Source organism: Stenotrophomonas sp. GL_101, from assembly GCF_057835675.1.
Map to the genome: position 1 here is coordinate 2,582,946 of NZ_CM174432.1, position 16,499 is coordinate 2,599,444.

The following is a 16,499-nucleotide window of genomic DNA, read 5'->3' on the forward strand; positions in this document are numbered from 1 at the left end:
CATTCACACTTGAAGCAGGCCGATTGCTACCATTGAGCCCCTAACTGTCAAAGGAACCTGGCATGGCTTTCAAGCGTCCGTTGATGATCGCCCTTCTACCACTGAGCCTGATGCTGAGCACCGTGGTCGCCTGTCATGCTGACAATGGCAAGCAGGTGGCCAAGGACGCATCCCATGCCAGTGCGGCAACGCTACTCGAAGCACTGAAAGCCAAGACTCGCAAGCAGCTTGTATCGGTGCCGGGCGGATCATTCCTCATGGGTGATTTCGGCCCCCTTCACAACGAAGAGAAGCTGCCTTACTCCAGTGCTGTTGACGACGATGAGCTGCGCAAGGTGAAGCTCGACGGCTTCTCCATCCTGGCCAGGAAGGTGACGTATGAGGACTTCGACATCTACTCCGATGCAGTCGACCAGCCTCGCGTGGCGCAGTCGAAAATTGATCGGAACTACCGCAATCTCCCGGACATCGCCGCCGGCGTCAGTTGGCCGCAAGCTGTGGCTTACTGCGAATGGATCGGCAAGCAGGTGGGAACACCCTTGACACTTCCGACCGAGGCCCAGTGGGAGTATGCGGCGCGCGATGGTGGAAAGATGCGGGTGTATGCCACTGACAACGGCGAGCTGGAGGAGGGTCGAAATGTATCCAGCATCGCGCAGTACGACGCATTCGCCCGCAAACACGGACAACGCACCCGTGTCAGTTCACTCGGAGCGTTCCCGCCGATTCCGCTTGGCTTGTACGACATGGTCGACCACGGGCTGGAATGGGTCGGCGATTGGTACTCCCCGCAATACGACGCCAGCCAGACCCATAATCCCCAAGGCCCCGCCTCGGGTACCGAGCGCGTTCAGCGAAGCAGTACCGACCGTGCCGCCGACCAGTTGTCGATCACCTCGATGACGTTCAGCCGCAGCCATGCAGTGCCCTCCCCGGGGCCGGTCACCGACGGGGAGGGGAACGTGCTGGAAGGCAGCCCCAATCCAAACCAGGGCAACGGCTTCCGTTGTGCCACCAAGGGAGGCTGAGCCTCCCATCAGGCCCAAGCCTCAGGCCATCATCGTATCGTCGCGATGCAGCCAGACGTCAGGCGGGTCCATCATGGCGAAGGTGGGGGACTCGCTTCCATCCAATGCGGCCAGCTGCACCGGGTCGTCGATGGAGTTGAGGTAAGCCACTTCATAACCTCGCGGGAATTCATTGAGCAGCGCCACGCGCTTTTCCATGTACTTCTGCAAATAGGAATTACCGACATTCTTGGGCTTGTCCCGCGACAGCACGTTCATCTGCTTGAAGACCGACGGCAGGTCATTGTTCAACGACCAGCCGTAATCCAGGAAGCGCACTACGTCGCCTTCGGCCTTGCCCGAATCAGCGCGACGACTACCGTCGATCGTCATATGCTGCATCACGTTCTCCCATTCCGGGCGCGTGGTGATGGGCAGCATGACATTGAGAATCGCCTGCTTGTGTGCCGGCAACGCGTGCACCTGGACGTCATCCCAACCCACATCCATGGTGGGCGCATTGCGTGTATGCGTTTCAGCGTAATGCCGGGTGATTGCATACAACAACATGCCGCGCGTTTCCGGCGTGGCGTAAATCAGCCATTCCGGCTTCTTGTTGATGCTGTCCACCAGCTTGGAACGTGATTCGGCACGTTCCAGGCGTGCCTGCAGCGTATCGAACATCACGTTGACCGCTGCAATGTTCTTTACCAGGTACTGTCCCGGCGCGCTGTCTTCGGCAATGATCATGAACAGGATCTGCGACAACGCCTGGAAGGCATCCTGGGCGATGTAGGTCAGTGCCTTGAAGCCGGCATGGGCCAACTGGTAGTAGACCCACTTCACGAACTCGGCCATACCGCCGGCATCGACGGCGAAATCGACAGCGCCCTTCGCCCCGATGCCCCAGCACAAACGAGCGGCGGCCTTGATGCGGAACTTGCCGTTGGCGAAATAGATGACCAGCTGAGCCTTTGCCCCTGCGCCGAGACTGCCAGCGAGGTCGACCGATATTTTAGCGAAACTCACCGGTTCACGACGGTCAGGCGGCAACCAGCGCAGATCGCCGGAAGGAATGATCCCCCCCTCTACCCCGGCAAAGACTTCGGCATTGAGCTGCACGCCCGCATTGCTTCCCTTCGGTGCACCTTCATGGGCCCCCATCGGCACTGCCCGCGCCTGGTCCAGATTGGCGCGCGGCAAACCATGCTGGGTATCGAAATTTTCGGCCAACGAATCATTGCGATCGCGGCGTGCCGGCGTCGCCTTGGGTTTGCTGCCGTCATAGGTTATTTCAGCAGAACCGGCCAGCGAGGCTTTGGCACCCAGGAAGCCGTAAAGCTCGCACGCCACGACAAACACAATGGCGCCCAGGTCGATGTTTTGGAACTGCATCTGCCAACCCTTGGCCGATGGCATCGAGTAGGTATGCACCCACTTGGCCTCCAGCAATACCAGTTTGGCCGACGCACTGGCCTGGGCCTTGGCACTGACGGTCTTCTTCTTTGGATCCCAGTTCGCTTCGGCGCTTGCCCCGGCACCGGCAACGAAACGCAGCCACTGCGCAGAACTCTGCACTTCGTAACTGTCACTTTTTTTCACGGTTTCGGCAAATTCGTTGCCCGCAACCTCGATGAGGTCGTAGACGAACGGGTCCATCTTGACCTCTTTGCTGACCTTGGCCGACGTCGTGATCTTCTTCAACGACTCCATGAACTTGGCACGATCAAAGTCTTCCTTGCTGTACGGGTCGTGCTTAGCCTTGTTCGATGCCGTTCCATTGCCGGCCTTTACCTTGCCGCTGACCCCCAGGTCCACTTTGATCGGAATCCCCTTCACCCGTCGGCGCTTGAGATCCTCGTACTTGGCTTTGGGAATGTAACGTCGCCGCAGCCCCATGCGGTCCTTGAGCCCGCCATCACCGGTGGTGCGTCCCTTGTCATAGGTTTCGAACGTCACCAGCTCCTGCAGTTCGGTGAGCTTGTCGAACTTGTCATTGAGCATTTTGGCGACATCGTCTTCGGCAATGCCCAGCGCCTTCTCGGCAGTCTTGACCTCCTCCGGACTGCGCCCCTGCAGGGCGAGCGTAAGCTTGTCGCGAGCCCGATGCAGGCCTGCCATGGTGTTTTCGATATGGCCGCTCAGCGCCTCGAACTCCTCCCACTCCTTGGGACCGAGCAGCAACATCTCCTCAGCCTGCGGGTTGAGCACGGCCGGTGCACTGACTTTGCCCTGCACCTTGGCAGTACGACCGTCCTTGGGCTCGGTGGCGGCGACCTGGCTCTTCAGTCCTAGCACGTACTTGGTGACCTGCTGGCCTTTGATCAACGGCTTGAGCATGTCGGTCGATCGCCCGGATTTGCTGCCCGGCAAGGTGAATTTGAACTTCAGCGGCCCGTTGCACGAAATCCGGGGGGTCATGCCGTTCTTGCCGGTCGCTCCCTTCACCGGTTTGCGCGCTGCGTCCAGCCCAGCGACTTCATCGCCGTCCTTGTTGCGCATGAACGCTTCATAGGGCGCACTGGCAATGGGCGTGTTATTGGCCTGCATCTGGAAGAGTACGCGCACGTAGGGTTGCAGCCGAAGCTCACAGATGATCGGCGCCATGCTTATCACACGCTGCTCGATGCACAGTTCGTTCTTGCCGCCATGTACGGGCTTGGTGGCACTGCGCAGGTCCGGCTCGGCCCACTGTTGCAAATCGTAGTCCCACACCTGCAGCACGAAGCGCAACACCTTTGGCGCGGACATGGGAATGACCGGTGCGATTGGCTTAACGCTGGTCAGGGGGAAATACCCCTGCTTCTGCGTGTCCACATTGACCGTGTAACCCTGGTCGTCGGTTTCGCCTGCAGCGACCTGCTCATGCGCAGGAAGTTGCAGAATCCGGTAACGAACCTTGTTTGCCGTCTGCAATCCGCCGTTGGCGTCTTCGTAGGTAAGCCTGAAATTTCCATTCGCCATGTCATTCTTCCTGGATGTATCCGGAGAGGGCCATCATGGCCACTCAGCCTTCTTCGGGAGCGAGGTAGTAGCCTTCATGCTGCTGCTCATCCTCGCCGACGATGAGATGGATGTTCTCCGGACCGGCCGTCATCACCTGCTCGGTCTCGCCCTCGGCATTGGTCGAGCCCTCTTTGATGCTTCCATCAGGCATCAGCAAGGTGTAAGGCGCGTTGGCCATCGTCTTACCGGTGTAGTCGCGCAGCACATACTTCAACTTGAAAGCGCTGGCTGTGTTGAGTATCACCGGCGCACCGGTGACCGAAGCCGGCCCCGTCCACTCCCGCTGCGTCCCCTTGAACTCCACCTTGCCCGGCGCGCCCAACTCGATGTTGTCGCCTTCAATCCGCAGGTAGGCCCCCGCCGCCGTCGCCAGCAGATGCTTGCTCGGTGCCGACAACTGCACGTCGGCCTGCGTGCTGGCGATCTTCACGCTGGTCTTGGCTGCCAGGATCGCCTGGTTCTTGTGCGCACGCGCGCTCACTTTGCCCTGCGCGGCGTGCAGCGCGATGCCGCGTTCCTGGTTCGGGCTTCCCGGCTTGGGCTCGTTGCCGGCGGTGTACAGCACCAGCCCGCCAGACACGGCCATCGTGATCGAGCCCTGGCTCAGCCAATTGAGCGCGACTCCGCTGGCAAGGGTTGTATGGGTACCACTCACCCAGACCTGGTCGGCCGGGGTCAGGCTCATCACACCGGCTACGCCGCTACCCATCAGCACCGGCTTGTCCCAGCCCGGAGCATCGCCGTCACCCCCATTGATGCTGCCGGCCACGCTGCCACTCTGGGTGGCGCGCAGGCTTTCCTGCAGCTGCTCCAACGCATCGTGTGCCTGCAGCGTGGCAGGTTCGTCGGGTAGCTGCGCATGTTGGTTCACCGCCGACTCGTTGAGCGTCTGTAGCAGCTCCGCGCTGTCCTTCAACTGGCTCAGCGCCTGGTTGGCTGCCAGCTGCGGTTCGCCCGGCTCGGTGCTGAGCAGCAACCCCTGCCCGGCACGCAACGCGCCGAAGGCCTGGGTGGAGAGTTCTGCGCCGAAGCCGCGCTCGGCCTCGCGCACGTTGTCGTCGCCGCCCTTGAGGTGACCCAGGGTCAACGTGGTGGCGTGCTGGGTGGTGGACAGCTGCGCACGGCCTTGGCCGGCGGTGTCGTCCAGCCGCATCTGCTGGTAGCCGCCCTGCCCGCCCTGGCTGTCGGCCAGTGCCTGGCTCTTGAAGCCGGTGTAGACGGCGGCGTGCTCGTTGCCGTCGAACCATGCCGGCGCATTGCCGGTGGCATTGGCACCGCCACTGGCCACCTGGTTGTGGGCCGCATCGGTCTGGCCACGGCCGTTGTAGACCGCCCCGACCACGACCGGACGGTCAATGTCGCCCTCCAGGAACGCCACCAGCACCTCCTGGCCGCGGCGGGGCAACACCACCCCGCCCCAGTTGTCGCCAGCCCACGGGGTCATCACGCGTACCCAGGTCCAGGCGCCACCGTTCGCCGGTGCGTTGTCGTCACCACCGGGATGCACCAGACCCGTGCTGGAACTTCCACCGCGCTGCCACGGAAACTGCACCTTGATCCGGTGGTCACGGTCGGACTGCAGCGGCTCGCCGTCGCTGACCACGATGGCGCTGAGCGTGCCGGTGATCGACGGGCGCGGATGCAGGCGGGTGCCGTGGCCGTCGTCGGTCTGCGGGCGATACACCACGTCGGCCGGGATGGCCACGAAACGGTTGTCGTAGAAGGTGGTGGTGAGGTCCGGCGAGGTGCTGGCCACCGACAAGCCGCTCAATGCCCCGGGGAGGTCCAGCGGCGCCTGCGCGGCCGGACCGAGCTGCTGCTCCAGCGCGTCGAACACATCGGCCTCGAAATTGTTGCGGGCCTGGTGCTGCACTGACAGGCACAGGAACGCGGTGGAAGCGTCGACACCCGGATGCTGGCTGAGCTGGAACTGCGTGCCGGGCGTCAACTGACGCCACCGGCCCTGCCCTTCGAGGGTGTGCGCGCGCACGCGCAGCGCGTCCAGGTGCTGCTGCGCGCGGCGCTGGCCGCGGGCGTTGTCCTGCCAGCCGTATGGGCCGCAGGTGTCGATGTCTTCGCCGGCCGGCTCGTGCGCGGTCTGCGCTTCGGCGCTGGCCTGGCGCAGCTCGAGGGTGCGGTGGTCCCAGGTGGTGCGGGAAACCTTGGTGGTGCACCAGCGGCGCGCGGTTGACCACTGCTGCACGCTGTCGTCGCGCTCGGTGACGTCGCCACGATGAAAACGGATCGGGCCAAGATCCTTGGCGCCGAGGTGGTTGTCGGCCAGGACCAGGGTGTGCGTGCCGAAATCGGCGCTGCCCGGGTCGCCGGCATGTTCGAACCAGTAATAGATGCCCTCTTCGGCCAGCAGGCGTTGCACGAACGCCAGGTCGGTTTCCTGGTACTGCGTGGTCAGGCTGCGCGTGGCGTAGAGACTCCGGTCGGCCAGTTCCCAGCGCCAAGCGGGGACCAGGCCGGGATAGTCGGCGAATACGTTCTCAAGGATGTCCACGACGCTGGCATCGTGGAAGACATAGCTGTCCACGCGCTGGCCCAGGAAGGCCAACCAGGGCTGCAGACGCAGACGATACCGCGCGAGGCCACCATTGCTGCCGATGCGCTCGGCGACGGTGATGCGGCCATGGAACGGGCGCTCGGCGCCGGTGGCCTGCATCTGCAACAGGGCGGGCTGGCCCAGCAGTGCGTCCAGCGAAAGATTGGCATCCACCGACAACGCGAAGACGTCCACTACGAAGCCAACACCATCGATCTGTTCGACGCCGCTCAGCGACTCGGCCACCAGCACATCGCTACCCAACGACGTCCGCAGCTGCAGCAGGCGCTGCGATTGCCCCGGTGCCGCAAGCGCGGCGAGTACCTTGGTTACGGAATCCATGATGCTTCCCCGCATTCATTAGCCCAGTGAACTCGACTGGGGCGATCCATCGTCAGCATAAATCAGCGTAAGTACCCGAACGCCCACCCCGGTCGAAACCCGGGTGGGCATGGCGTCGCACAGGTCTCAAATTGAGATGAAAATCACACCTTCGGCGTCGGTTACCCGACAGTCCTGCGACAACGCCGGCGCAGCGAACCGCAGCCGGCCTTGCCGCCGCCCCGATCAGGCCGACTGCGTGATGCGTTCCAGCTGCAGCGTGGTGCCTTCGTTCAGCTGCAGGCGGTAGTCGCGGCCACCGGCGGTCACCGACACTTCGCGGGCATTGCTGACCAGTTGGTTGGCCTTGCCCTGGGCCGGGGCATGCGTCTGGATGCGCCAGGCGGCGCGGCTGATCTGCGCGGCCAGGTTGCGGGCATCCTGGCGGGCATCGGCCGATGCGCCGTGCAGCAGTTCGACGATGTGCTCCGGGCGCAGGCGGTTCCAGGCGCGGACGTTGTTGGTATCGCGGGCCAGGCCCAGTTCCAGGCTGCCGCAGTTGGCAATGGCCTTGGCGCGGTTGAATCCGTAGAAATCCATGTTCGTATCTCCTTTCCAGTCGACAATCAGGACAACTTGTATTTGAAGGCGCCGTTCTTCCCTGCGGTCACCTTGATGGTGTTGATCCGGGTCCCCTCGGCCATGGCTGCCAGGACGCTTTCCGCGATCTCGGGCAACAGCGTACCGTTGAGGATGTGATCAACATTGCGTGCACCGGAATCCACCTCGGTGCAACGCGACAGCACGGCCTCGACCAGGCTGTCGTCCCACAAGAACGTGGCCTTGTGGTTGCCCACTACACGGTCGCGGATGCGGCCGAGCTTGAGCGCGATGATCTGGGCCAGCACGTCGTCGTTGATCGGGAAGTACGGCACGACTTTCATGCGGCCCAGGAACGCGGGCTTGAAATTCTTCATCAGCACCGGGCGCAGCGAATCACCCAGGGCTTCGGCAGTGGGGATTTCTTCGGCCGGCTTGTTCAGGCAGGCCTGCATGATCTGCGGGGCGCCGATATTGGAGGTGAGGATGATGAGCGTATTGCGGAAGTCGATCTCACGACCTTCGGCATCGTCCATCTGGCCCTTGTCGAATACCTGGAAGAACATCTCCAGCACGTCCGGGTGCGCCTTCTCCACTTCATCCAGCAGCACCACGCTGTAGGGATTACGGCGCACCGCTTCGGTCAGCACGCCGCCTTCGCCGTAGCCGACGTACCCCGGCGGTGAGCCCTTGAGCCCGGACACGCTGTGCGCCTCCTGGTACTCGCTCATGTTGATGGTGATCAGCTTGCGCTCACCCCCATAGAGGATGTCGGCCAGCGCCAGCGCGGTCTCGGTCTTGCCGACGCCGGACGGCCCGACGAACATGAACACGCCACGCGGCTTGTTCGGATCTTCAAGCTTGGCGGTGGCGGTACGCACGCGCTGGGCAATCGCTTCCAGCGCATGGTCCTGGCCGATCACACGTTCAACCAGCAGGCCACCGAGGTTGCGCACGGTGCGGATCTCATCCTTGACCATGCGGCCCAGCGGCACGCCGGTCCAGGCCGAGACAATCTCGGCGACCACGCCACCATCGACCTGCAACGGCACCATCGGGGTATCGCCCTGCAGCTGGCGCAGTTCAGCGAGCAGCCGATCCAGCTCGGTCTGCTGCGGCGAGATGGCGGCAGGCGCGGCCTTTTTGCCACGCGGGGCCGGCTTGTCGGCGACCGCGGTTTCGGCCGGGGCGGCGTCGACGGTGGTGGCGTCAGCGCTGCCGCCTTCCATCTGCTGGCGCAGCTGGCGAACCTGGTCGGCCAGGGCGCGCTCAGTGGACAGACGCGCCTCGTTGGTGGCCAGTACGGCCCGGGCATCGGCCTGCAGCTGATGCAGTTCACCCAGGCGTTCGGCGTGGTGATTGGCACCGCCAGCCGTTTCGCGCTGCAGCGCGGCCAGCTCGGCATCCAGACGCTCCAGGTGCCTGCGGGTGTCTTCGATGATCGCCGGCGTCGCGCTCTGGCCCAGTGCCACCTTGGCGCAGGCGGTGTCGAGCACGCTGACCGCCTTGTCGGGCAACTGGCGGCCGCTGATGTAACGGTGCGACAGCCGCACCGCTTCGGTCACCGCCTCATCCATCACGCGGATGTTGAAGTGCGCTTCCATCAAGCCAACCATGCCGCGCAGCATCGCGGCGGCCAACGCTTCGGTGGGCTCTTCCACCTTGACCACCTGGAAACGACGCGCCAACGCAGCATCTTTCTCGAAGTACTTCTTGTACTCACTCCAGGTGGTGGCGGCGATCGTACGCAGCTCGCCGCGGGCCAGTGCCGGCTTGAGCAGGTTGGCGGCGTCGTTCTGGCCGGCGGTGCCACCGGCGCCGATCATCGTATGTGCTTCATCGATGAACAGGATGATCGGGTGCGGGCTCTTCTTGACCTCGTCGATCACGTTCTTGAGGCGGTTCTCGAACTCGCCCTTGACGCTGGCACCGGCCTGCAGCAGCCCCATGTCCAGCGTATGCAGCTCCACGCCCAGCAGGACGTCGGGGACATCCTTGTCGGCGATCCGTCGCGCCAGGCCTTCGACCACGGCAGTCTTGCCGACGCCGGCTTCGCCGGTGAGGATCGGGTTGTTCTGGCGGCGACGCATCAGGATGTCGATCACCTGGCGGATCTCGCCATCGCGGCCGATGACCGGATCGATACGTCCTTCGCGGGCGCGCTCGGTCAGGTTGGTGGTGAACTGGTCCAGCGCCGGGGTCTTGGACAGCCCGCCCTTGCCGCCGTCCACGGCCGCGGCCGTGTCACCGCCCAACTCGGCCTCGCCCGCCCCGGCATCGGCATTGCGTACGGTCTGGGTGGCTTCCTGCGAGCCTTCGGTGAGCTTGGCGAAGTCATGCTTGAGTTCGTCCAGCTTGAAACGCACGAACAGTTTGGAACCGCGATACGCCAGCTGCGACAGTTCCGGCTCGGTCATCAGCGCCAGCAGCAGGTGGCCGCTGCGGATCCGGCTGGTTTCCGAATCCAGCGAGGCGATCAGCCAGGCGTTCTCGAACAGCTTGGGGATGTGCTGGGAGAACACCGGGGTGCGGCCGTTGCCGGTCTTGAACTGGCTGATCTCATCGGTCAGGTCGCGCTCGAGCGCATCGGGGGAAATGCCGCAGCGACGGGCGATCAACACGAAATCGCTTTGCGGCTGCTCCAGCAGTGCCAGGAACAGATGTTCCAGATCAACCTCGTAATTACCGCGCGACATGCACAGGTTGGCCGCGCGCTCGGCGGCCAGGCGGCAGGCGTCGTCCAGCTTGCTGATCAGGGTCTTGAGATTGATGCTCATGCGGGAAAACGCGCTCCTTGCTGAAACCTGTTGATGAAGGGCAGCGGCCGGTCAGCCGCGCCCCGACCTGTTCATTGCAGTGTATGGATGCCGTAGGTGGTGTCCGAACGCGGGCCGTCGGCGGCCCGCGAGCACATGTAGCTGTCCCAGCCCAGCCGCGCGCCGTTGCCGGCGCCCAGCCCGGAGCCGCGGACGTCCTCCTGGCGCAGGACCAGGCGCACTTCGTATTCCAGCGTGCCACCGGTCAGCAGCGACAGCCATTTGGCCAGTGCCTGCTCGGCGCTGCCGCCGGGCAGGAAATCATCGAACTGTTCGCGCCGCAGCGGGCCGATGCTCAGGCGCATGCGCAGGTCGCGCTGCCAGACCCGGTCACCGGCCAGCGCGCTGGACCCCAGCGTCGCATTGGCCTGGCCCAGGCGCGTGGACTGGCCAGCGGGTACGCGGTACCACGCGCCCACGAACTGCTCCAGCGCCAACGGCACCTGGAAGTAGTCGGCCAGCACCCGCTGCATCAGCGCCGCCGACACCGGTCGCTGGCGCACTGCCCCGGCGTAATAGGCAAAAGCCTGGTCGAACACGTCGCCGTGGCCATCGACCAGGCGGTCGCGCAGTTCGTTCATGCCCATGCCGAACAGCGACATGATCAGCGGCAGAAAACGCTCGCGTCGATCGATTTCGTACTGCAGCGCCAGCCGGTGTTTTTTCCAGGCCGCGTAATGCAGCGATACCGCACGAGTGGAGAAGATGTCCAGGAACGCACGTGCGGTACGGTCGCGCTCATACAGCTCGCGGACCTGCAGGGTTTCGGTGTAGTGCAACGGCAGTGCGCCGGAGGTACCCAGCAAGCCCATGAAATGCGGCGTGAGGTGCACCTCGGCAATGGTCTCGTGCTCCAACGCATGGTCGATCGCAGCGGCATCTTCCAGGCGCTCGCCCTTCAACGAATACACCACGCTTTCCGCGCTCAGCTCGGTGGCCGGGAAGCCAAGCGACAGGGAGTTGCGGAACCGCACCCGCATGGGCACGGCCTGGCCGGCTTTGACGCCTTGGCGCTGGAACACCTGCTCAAGCACCCGCGCCGCCTGGAAGAACTCGAAGCGGTGCGGTTCGGCGAGCAGCTGCTGCGCTACGCCAGGATCGATTCGCCGCTTCGTGCCGGACATTGGACGATCTCCTCACCACTGTCGCTGGATACCAGCACCAGTCGGGTGAAACTGTTGGCATGCACATACAGTGCAAAGAAGTGATCCATCACCTGGGCGAACGCGGCAATGCCGGCGCCCACGAAATGGTTCTCGTTGATGGTCAGGCGGATTTCCAGCCCGCGTACGACCGAGGCAAACTGCTTGCCGGACATCCAGCTGGTCACCGGGTGCTGCTCCAACGCCACGATGCCGTCGATCTGCCGCGCGGAGACGTTGTTGCCGGACAGGTCATACAGCCGCAGCATTTCCTTCAGCGCGGTCAGGCCACTGCCGGTCAGCGACAGCTGGTTGAGCGAGAGGTGCGAGATCAACCGCCATTGCGCATTCTTGCCCTGGCGGAAGCGCAGCGGCCGGGTCGGCTTGCGCAGCAGGCTGATCGCGCGCGCCGGGCTGCCGCCTTCCAGGGTCAGATCGCCACCGGCCACGCCATGCGCCAGATGGCTGGGCAGGTCACGGTTGCTGCAGGTGAGCTCCAGGCTGACGGTGTCGGTCTGCGGCAGCGTCGGATTGAACGCAAGGTCGACAAAGCTGATTTCGGTCTCGAAACCGGGGCTCTGCCGGGCAATGTCCTCGTCACGTCGCGACACCCAGTACTGCCCGGTCCGATCAGGGTCTTCGCCGTGATGCAGCGAATAGAACGGGCGGAAGGCCTGGATCATTTCGCCCTGCGGGGTCTGTCGGATGCGGTGCACCGAATCGATCGAGTGCACTTCAAAGGCGAAGGCGCGCCGTGCGTCGGCGAGGACGGAATAACTGACCGTGCGATGGGTCACCCGGATCGGCTCACCGGCCTGCGAGAACAGATTGACGATCGGCGTGCAGCCCAGCCGCACGTTGGAGGCGCTGAGTTCTTCCAGCACCAGCTGGTTGCTGCGTTCGGGCGCGCTGGCCTGCAGGATCAGGTGCAGGGTGAAACTGCGGCTGGCACCGGCGGTGACCGGCTTGAGCGCAAGATCGACGAAACCGAATTTTTCCGGGTAGGCGAACAGCTCGGTCAACAGGCGGTAGGCCGGATGCGAGCGCGCCGGGAAATCCACCAGGGATTCGTCTTCGCTGAATCCGACCTGGCGCAGCGGCACCGTTTCCAGTCGCCGCCAGCGCCCACTGTTGTCCGCTTCCACGTATGCCACTTTGACCCCCAGCGCGAGCGCATCGCGCAAGGAGGCACGCAACGACGGCTCGCCATCCAGGAACAGGCGCAGCGCATCGGTGCCGAGGGTGTCGAAACTGGCCTGGTCGGAGGTCAGGCGGAAGCTCAATGAAATCTGCGCGCCGCTGCCGGCCGGCAGACTGGTCGCCATGGGCGCCTCGGCCACGCCGCGGTAGACCGCCGACTGCACCGCAATCGGTGCCAGCACCACGTCGAACGCCGTGCGGAAGCGGCACGACACGCCCCGCACCGGGCGCGACTGCAAGGCGGTGCCGCGGGCGATGCTGATCGGCGCGCTCAACTTGGACGACACGCCCTCCATGTCGAAGTGCGCGATGGAGCACGACGGGAACGGGCGCAGGTAGTGCGGATACAGGACGTCCAGCAGGGCGTCGGTGAATTCGGGGTAATCGTCCTCGATACGCTTGGAGACGCGCGCACTGAGCAGCGCGAACGCTTCGATCAAGCGCTCGACATGCGGGTCCTGGCTGCCTTCGGCATTGAGCTGCAGGCGGCCGGCGATCTTGGGGTATCGTTCGGCGAACTCGCGACCATAACGTCGCAGGTAGGCCAACTCGCGTTCGTAGAAGGGCAGCAGGTCCTGCATGTCAGCTGGTCACCTGCTGGCGACGCGTGCGGCTGACCTGGTACTGCAGGGTAGACGGCTGCAGCATGGCATCGAAGCTGACCGGCTCACGGGCCGGCTCCAGGTCGAGCAATGCGTTGATGGTGAAGTGCAGGCCGCCGCCAAACTGCGAACCGGCCTCCAGGCTGACGCCCACATTCTTCAAGCGTCGCTCATGACGGGCCACGGCCTGTTCCAGCGAGCGGCAGATGGCCGCACGGTCATAGGCATTGGCCAGGCTCATCGCGGAAAAATCCGCCAGCCCATAGGTCAGCAGCGACTGCTTGCAGTTCGGAAACTCGGCCATGTCGTCGGCCTGGAACGCTGCGCGCGAATTGAGCAGACCCTCCAGGTCGCGGGCAATCGATTCCTTGTACTGCTCCAGCGATACGGACTTGAACACATGCCCTCCCCCCGTGGATTTGGGGGCATCGTCGAACAATTTCTCGAGCAAGCTGGGTTCGAGTCCCTTCATTGGTCAGTCCGGTCTGTCTGCGTCCCTGCATCTGTGCAGAGGGGCAACACGCTGTGCGGTCGTTCCTGACCGCGCCTGATGTACTGCCTGATGATTTCAGACTGCGATGGCGCGCAAGGCGCCATCGCAGCGACACTACATCAAACGGCGTAGTTCGGAATGTTCTTGGTTGCACTCCACTGCGCCACGGACTTGCCACCCACTCCGCCTTCCGGCTTCTGCTGCTGGTAGGTCCACTTGATCGCGCCAAAGCTCAGCTGGATCACTTCCTGCGGCATACCATCGGAGTCAACCGTGGTGGTGACGCGGTGAACCAGGACGTTCAGCAGCTCGATCAGGTAGTAATTGATCGCGTTGCCGTCCTTGTCAGCGCGCATGAATTCAATGCGCGCCTTCGGGAAGGTGGTGCCATTGCTGGCCGCCTGGTTCAGGGCAGTGGTGGCGAGGTCGATCGACTTGGTGATCTCGATCGGCGACAGATTCACACGAGCTGCGGTGGTGCCACCCGACGTCGACGCGGTGGCCGAGCGCGGCTGCAGCAGATCCTGCGAGAAGGACTGGATCTCGATCCAATCCTTGTGCTTGTCGTCGTGGGACTCGCCCTTGATGGTGTCAATTGAGAGGAAAGCGTGCTGCATATCTGGTCTCCTAAATTCCGGTCTTCCGTGAGATTGGGTGCCGGGATCGCTCCCGGCGGTTCAGGGGGGGGTTAACCCTCTTGGAAAAACGTCACTGCAATCAGGGCATCCGCCCCTTGACGCTACAGCAACATCAAAGCGTTACGACTTTTTTGCAGTCGCCGGCAATTCGGCAACCAGTCGCAACGAAACAGACAGCTCATCGAGCTGGAAATGCGGCCTGATGAAGGCCACAGCGCGGTAGACACCGGGTTTGCCCGGCACTTCCGAAACATTCACAGAGGCTTCGCGCAGCGGGTACTGGGCCTTGGCTTCCTGGGAGGCGTTGTCATCGAGCAGTACGTACTGCGCGATCCAACGGTTGAGGAATTCCTCGACGTTGCCTGCCGAAGCGAAGCTGCCAATCTTCTCGCGCATCATCGCCTTGAGGTAATGGGCGATACGCGAGACGGCGAACATGTACTGCAGCTGGGCAGACAGGATCGCATTGGCATTGGCCGAATCGGTGTTGTACTTCTTCGGCTTCTGTGCCGACTGGGCGCCGAAGAACGCGGCGTAGTCGGTATTCTTGCAGTGGACCAGCGGAATGAAACCGAGGTCACTGAGTTCTTTTTCACGACGGTCGGTGATGGCCACTTCGGTCGGGCACTTCAAGGCCACTTCGCCATCGTCGGTACGGAAGGTGTGGGTGGGCAGATCTTCCACCAGGCCACCGCCTTCCACGCCACGGATCGCCGCACACCAGCCGTAGTCCTCGAACGCATGGGTGAGGCGCGCGGCCATGGCGTAGGCGGTGTTGCACCACAGGAACTTGCTGTGATCGACCGCATCGACGTCTTCGACGAAGTTGAAGCCTTCGACCGTGGTGCCATCCTTCGGGTTGTACGGCAGGCGGCCCAGGAAGCGCGGCAGGGTCAGGCCGACGTAGCGGCTGTCCTCGCTTTCGCGGAACGACTTCCACTTGGCGTACTCGACCGTGTCGAAGATCTTGGCCATGTCGCGCGGCTTGCCCAGATCGGTGAACGTCTCCAGGCCGAACATGCCCTCCGAAGCGGCCGAAATGAACGGTGCGTGCGCGGCGGCGGCCACGTGCGACATCTGTTCGACGAAGTACATGTCTTCGGGCTGGCGGCCGATGAAATAGTCACCGACCAGTGCACCGAACGGCGCACCACCGAAGGTGCCGAACTCTTCTTCGTACACTTTCTTGAACAGTGCGCTCTGGTCGAAATCGATCGCCGACTTGAAGTCCTTGACCAGATCCTTCTTCGGCGCGTTGAAGACCTTGATCTTCATGTTCGGGCCGGTGGAGGTCTGCTGACACAGGTAATGCAGGCCGCGCCAGGTGCTCTCCAGCTGCTGGAACTGCGGGGCGTGCATGACCGCGCTGAGCTGCTCGGAAATGATCCGATCGATCTCGGCGATGCGTGCGTCCAGGGTCAGGTTGAGGTTGTCGGACACCACCACGGTGCCCTCCAACACTTCCTTGGCCAGCTCGGAAATGATGTCCTTTGCACGCTGGTGCTCGGTCGCGGACTTGGCGACCTTGCTTTTCTCGACGATCTGGTCGAGCAGGCCGATTTCCTCGACGGTGGCGGATGCCTGTTCGGCTACACCGGTAGCTTCTGCTGCCATGGCTTACTCCTCCTTCCCCGTGCCCAGCTTCTTGAGCTGCTCGGTGTTGTTCAGGACATCGGTCAGCAGGTCTTCGAGCTTCTCGTTGCCTGCCAGCTTGTTGCGCAGGTCAGCGAGCTTGGTGCGCGATTCCAGCAGTTTGCGCAGCGGTTCGATCTGGTCGACCACCGACTCGGGACGGAAATCGTCGATCGAGTTGAACTTCAACTCGACGCCGAACTCGCCACCGCCATCGCTGATCTTGTTGGCGACGCGGTAGACCGCGCGCGGTGCGACGCCTTCCATCACCTCGTCGAAATTATCCAGATCGACGTTGACGAACTTGCGATCCTTGACCTTGGGCAACGGCTGTTCCGGGTTGCCGCTCAGGTCACCCAGCACGCCAACCACGAATGGCAGCTCCTTCTGTTCGATCGCATCACCCTTCTCCACGTCGTAGGTCAACTGCACGCGCGGGGGGCGGATCTTCTGGAGCCGCTTCTGAATACTGTCCTTCTTGGCCATCGGTG

11 protein-coding genes are annotated in these 16,499 nt (G+C 63.3%); 1 reads left to right on the forward strand and 10 read right to left on the reverse strand.

Annotated elements, in window-relative coordinates; genetic code table 11:
• Positions 1-62: 62 nt before the first annotated feature.
• Positions 63-1,028 carry a formylglycine-generating enzyme family protein gene (locus tag AC3IR9_RS11360; protein ID WP_489290859.1) on the forward strand — a complete coding sequence of 322 codons (966 nt, stop codon included), beginning with the start codon at positions 63-65 and terminating at the stop codon, positions 1,026-1,028.
• A 21-nt stretch (positions 1,029-1,049) separates the two neighbouring features.
• Here the strand turns inward: AC3IR9_RS11360 and AC3IR9_RS11365 are convergent, their stop codons facing one another.
• The 10 genes from AC3IR9_RS11365 to tssB all read right to left on the reverse strand — a co-directional run bounded on the left by AC3IR9_RS11365 (position 1,050) and on the right by tssB (position 16,494).
• A complete protein-coding gene (locus AC3IR9_RS11365) occupies positions 1,050-3,971 on the reverse strand; it encodes a DNA repair protein (protein WP_489290861.1) in 2,922 nt (973 codons plus the stop codon).
• A 43-nt stretch (positions 3,972-4,014) separates the two neighbouring features.
• A complete protein-coding gene (locus AC3IR9_RS11370; RefSeq protein WP_489290862.1) occupies positions 4,015-6,906 on the reverse strand; it encodes a type VI secretion system Vgr family protein in 2,892 nt (963 codons plus the stop codon).
• A gap of 225 nt (positions 6,907-7,131) precedes the next feature.
• Positions 7,132-7,485 carry a hypothetical protein gene (locus AC3IR9_RS11375; protein WP_489290864.1) on the reverse strand — a complete coding sequence of 118 codons (354 nt, stop codon included), beginning with the start codon at positions 7,483-7,485 and terminating at the stop codon, positions 7,132-7,134.
• Between the two features lie 26 nt (positions 7,486-7,511).
• Positions 7,512-10,262 carry a type VI secretion system ATPase TssH gene (gene tssH, locus AC3IR9_RS11380; protein ID WP_489290865.1) on the reverse strand — a complete coding sequence of 917 codons (2,751 nt, stop codon included), beginning with the start codon at positions 10,260-10,262 and terminating at the stop codon, positions 7,512-7,514.
• A gap of 71 nt (positions 10,263-10,333) precedes the next feature.
• Complete coding sequence (gene tssG, locus AC3IR9_RS11385; protein WP_489290867.1) at positions 10,334-11,425, reverse strand: type VI secretion system baseplate subunit TssG; 1,092 nt, start codon at positions 11,423-11,425, stop codon at positions 10,334-10,336.
• Entirely contained in the window at positions 11,389-13,224 is a 1,836-nt protein-coding gene (tssF, locus tag AC3IR9_RS11390) for a type VI secretion system baseplate subunit TssF (protein ID WP_489290869.1), read from the reverse strand. The genes tssG and tssF overlap by 37 nt, the downstream gene beginning before the upstream one ends.
• Before the next feature lies 1 nt (position 13,225).
• Complete coding sequence (gene tssE / locus AC3IR9_RS11395) at positions 13,226-13,717, reverse strand: type VI secretion system baseplate subunit TssE (RefSeq protein ID WP_489290870.1); 492 nt, start codon at positions 13,715-13,717, stop codon at positions 13,226-13,228.
• 140 nt (positions 13,718-13,857) lie between these two features.
• Positions 13,858-14,355, reverse strand: a complete 498-nt coding sequence (locus tag AC3IR9_RS11400) for an Hcp family type VI secretion system effector (protein ID WP_489290871.1) — start codon at positions 14,353-14,355, stop codon at positions 13,858-13,860.
• Between the two features lie 141 nt (positions 14,356-14,496).
• Positions 14,497-15,990: a type VI secretion system contractile sheath large subunit gene (gene tssC, locus AC3IR9_RS11405; RefSeq protein ID WP_489290872.1), complete on the reverse strand. Its 1,494-nt coding sequence runs from the start codon at positions 15,988-15,990 to the stop codon at positions 14,497-14,499.
• A gap of 3 nt (positions 15,991-15,993) precedes the next feature.
• A complete protein-coding gene (gene tssB / locus AC3IR9_RS11410) occupies positions 15,994-16,494 on the reverse strand; it encodes a type VI secretion system contractile sheath small subunit (protein ID WP_489290873.1) in 501 nt (166 codons plus the stop codon).
• Between the last annotated feature and the right edge of the window lie 5 nt (positions 16,495-16,499).

Excerpts from the sequence above, each read along its gene's own strand:
- AC3IR9_RS11360 (WP_489290859.1), top strand. The coding sequence starts at position 63 with ATGGCTTTCAAGCGTCCGTTGATGATCGCCCTTCTACCACTGAGCCTG.
- AC3IR9_RS11365 (WP_489290861.1), bottom strand. The coding sequence starts at position 3,971 with ATGGCGAATGGAAATTTCAGGCTTACCTACGAAGACGCCAACGGCGGA.
- AC3IR9_RS11370 (WP_489290862.1), bottom strand. The coding sequence starts at position 6,906 with ATGGATTCCGTAACCAAGGTACTCGCCGCGCTTGCGGCACCGGGGCAA.
- AC3IR9_RS11375 (WP_489290864.1), bottom strand. The coding sequence starts at position 7,485 with ATGGATTTCTACGGATTCAACCGCGCCAAGGCCATTGCCAACTGCGGC.
- tssH (WP_489290865.1), bottom strand. The coding sequence starts at position 10,262 with ATGAGCATCAATCTCAAGACCCTGATCAGCAAGCTGGACGACGCCTGC.
- tssG (WP_489290867.1), bottom strand. The coding sequence starts at position 11,425 with ATGTCCGGCACGAAGCGGCGAATCGATCCTGGCGTAGCGCAGCAGCTG.
- tssF (WP_489290869.1), bottom strand. The coding sequence starts at position 13,224 with ATGCAGGACCTGCTGCCCTTCTACGAACGCGAGTTGGCCTACCTGCGA.
- tssE (WP_489290870.1), bottom strand. The coding sequence starts at position 13,717 with ATGAAGGGACTCGAACCCAGCTTGCTCGAGAAATTGTTCGACGATGCC.
- AC3IR9_RS11400 (WP_489290871.1), bottom strand. The coding sequence starts at position 14,355 with ATGCAGCACGCTTTCCTCTCAATTGACACCATCAAGGGCGAGTCCCAC.
- tssC (WP_489290872.1), bottom strand. The coding sequence starts at position 15,990 with ATGGCAGCAGAAGCTACCGGTGTAGCCGAACAGGCATCCGCCACCGTC.
- tssB (WP_489290873.1), bottom strand. The coding sequence starts at position 16,494 with ATGGCCAAGAAGGACAGTATTCAGAAGCGGCTCCAGAAGATCCGCCCC.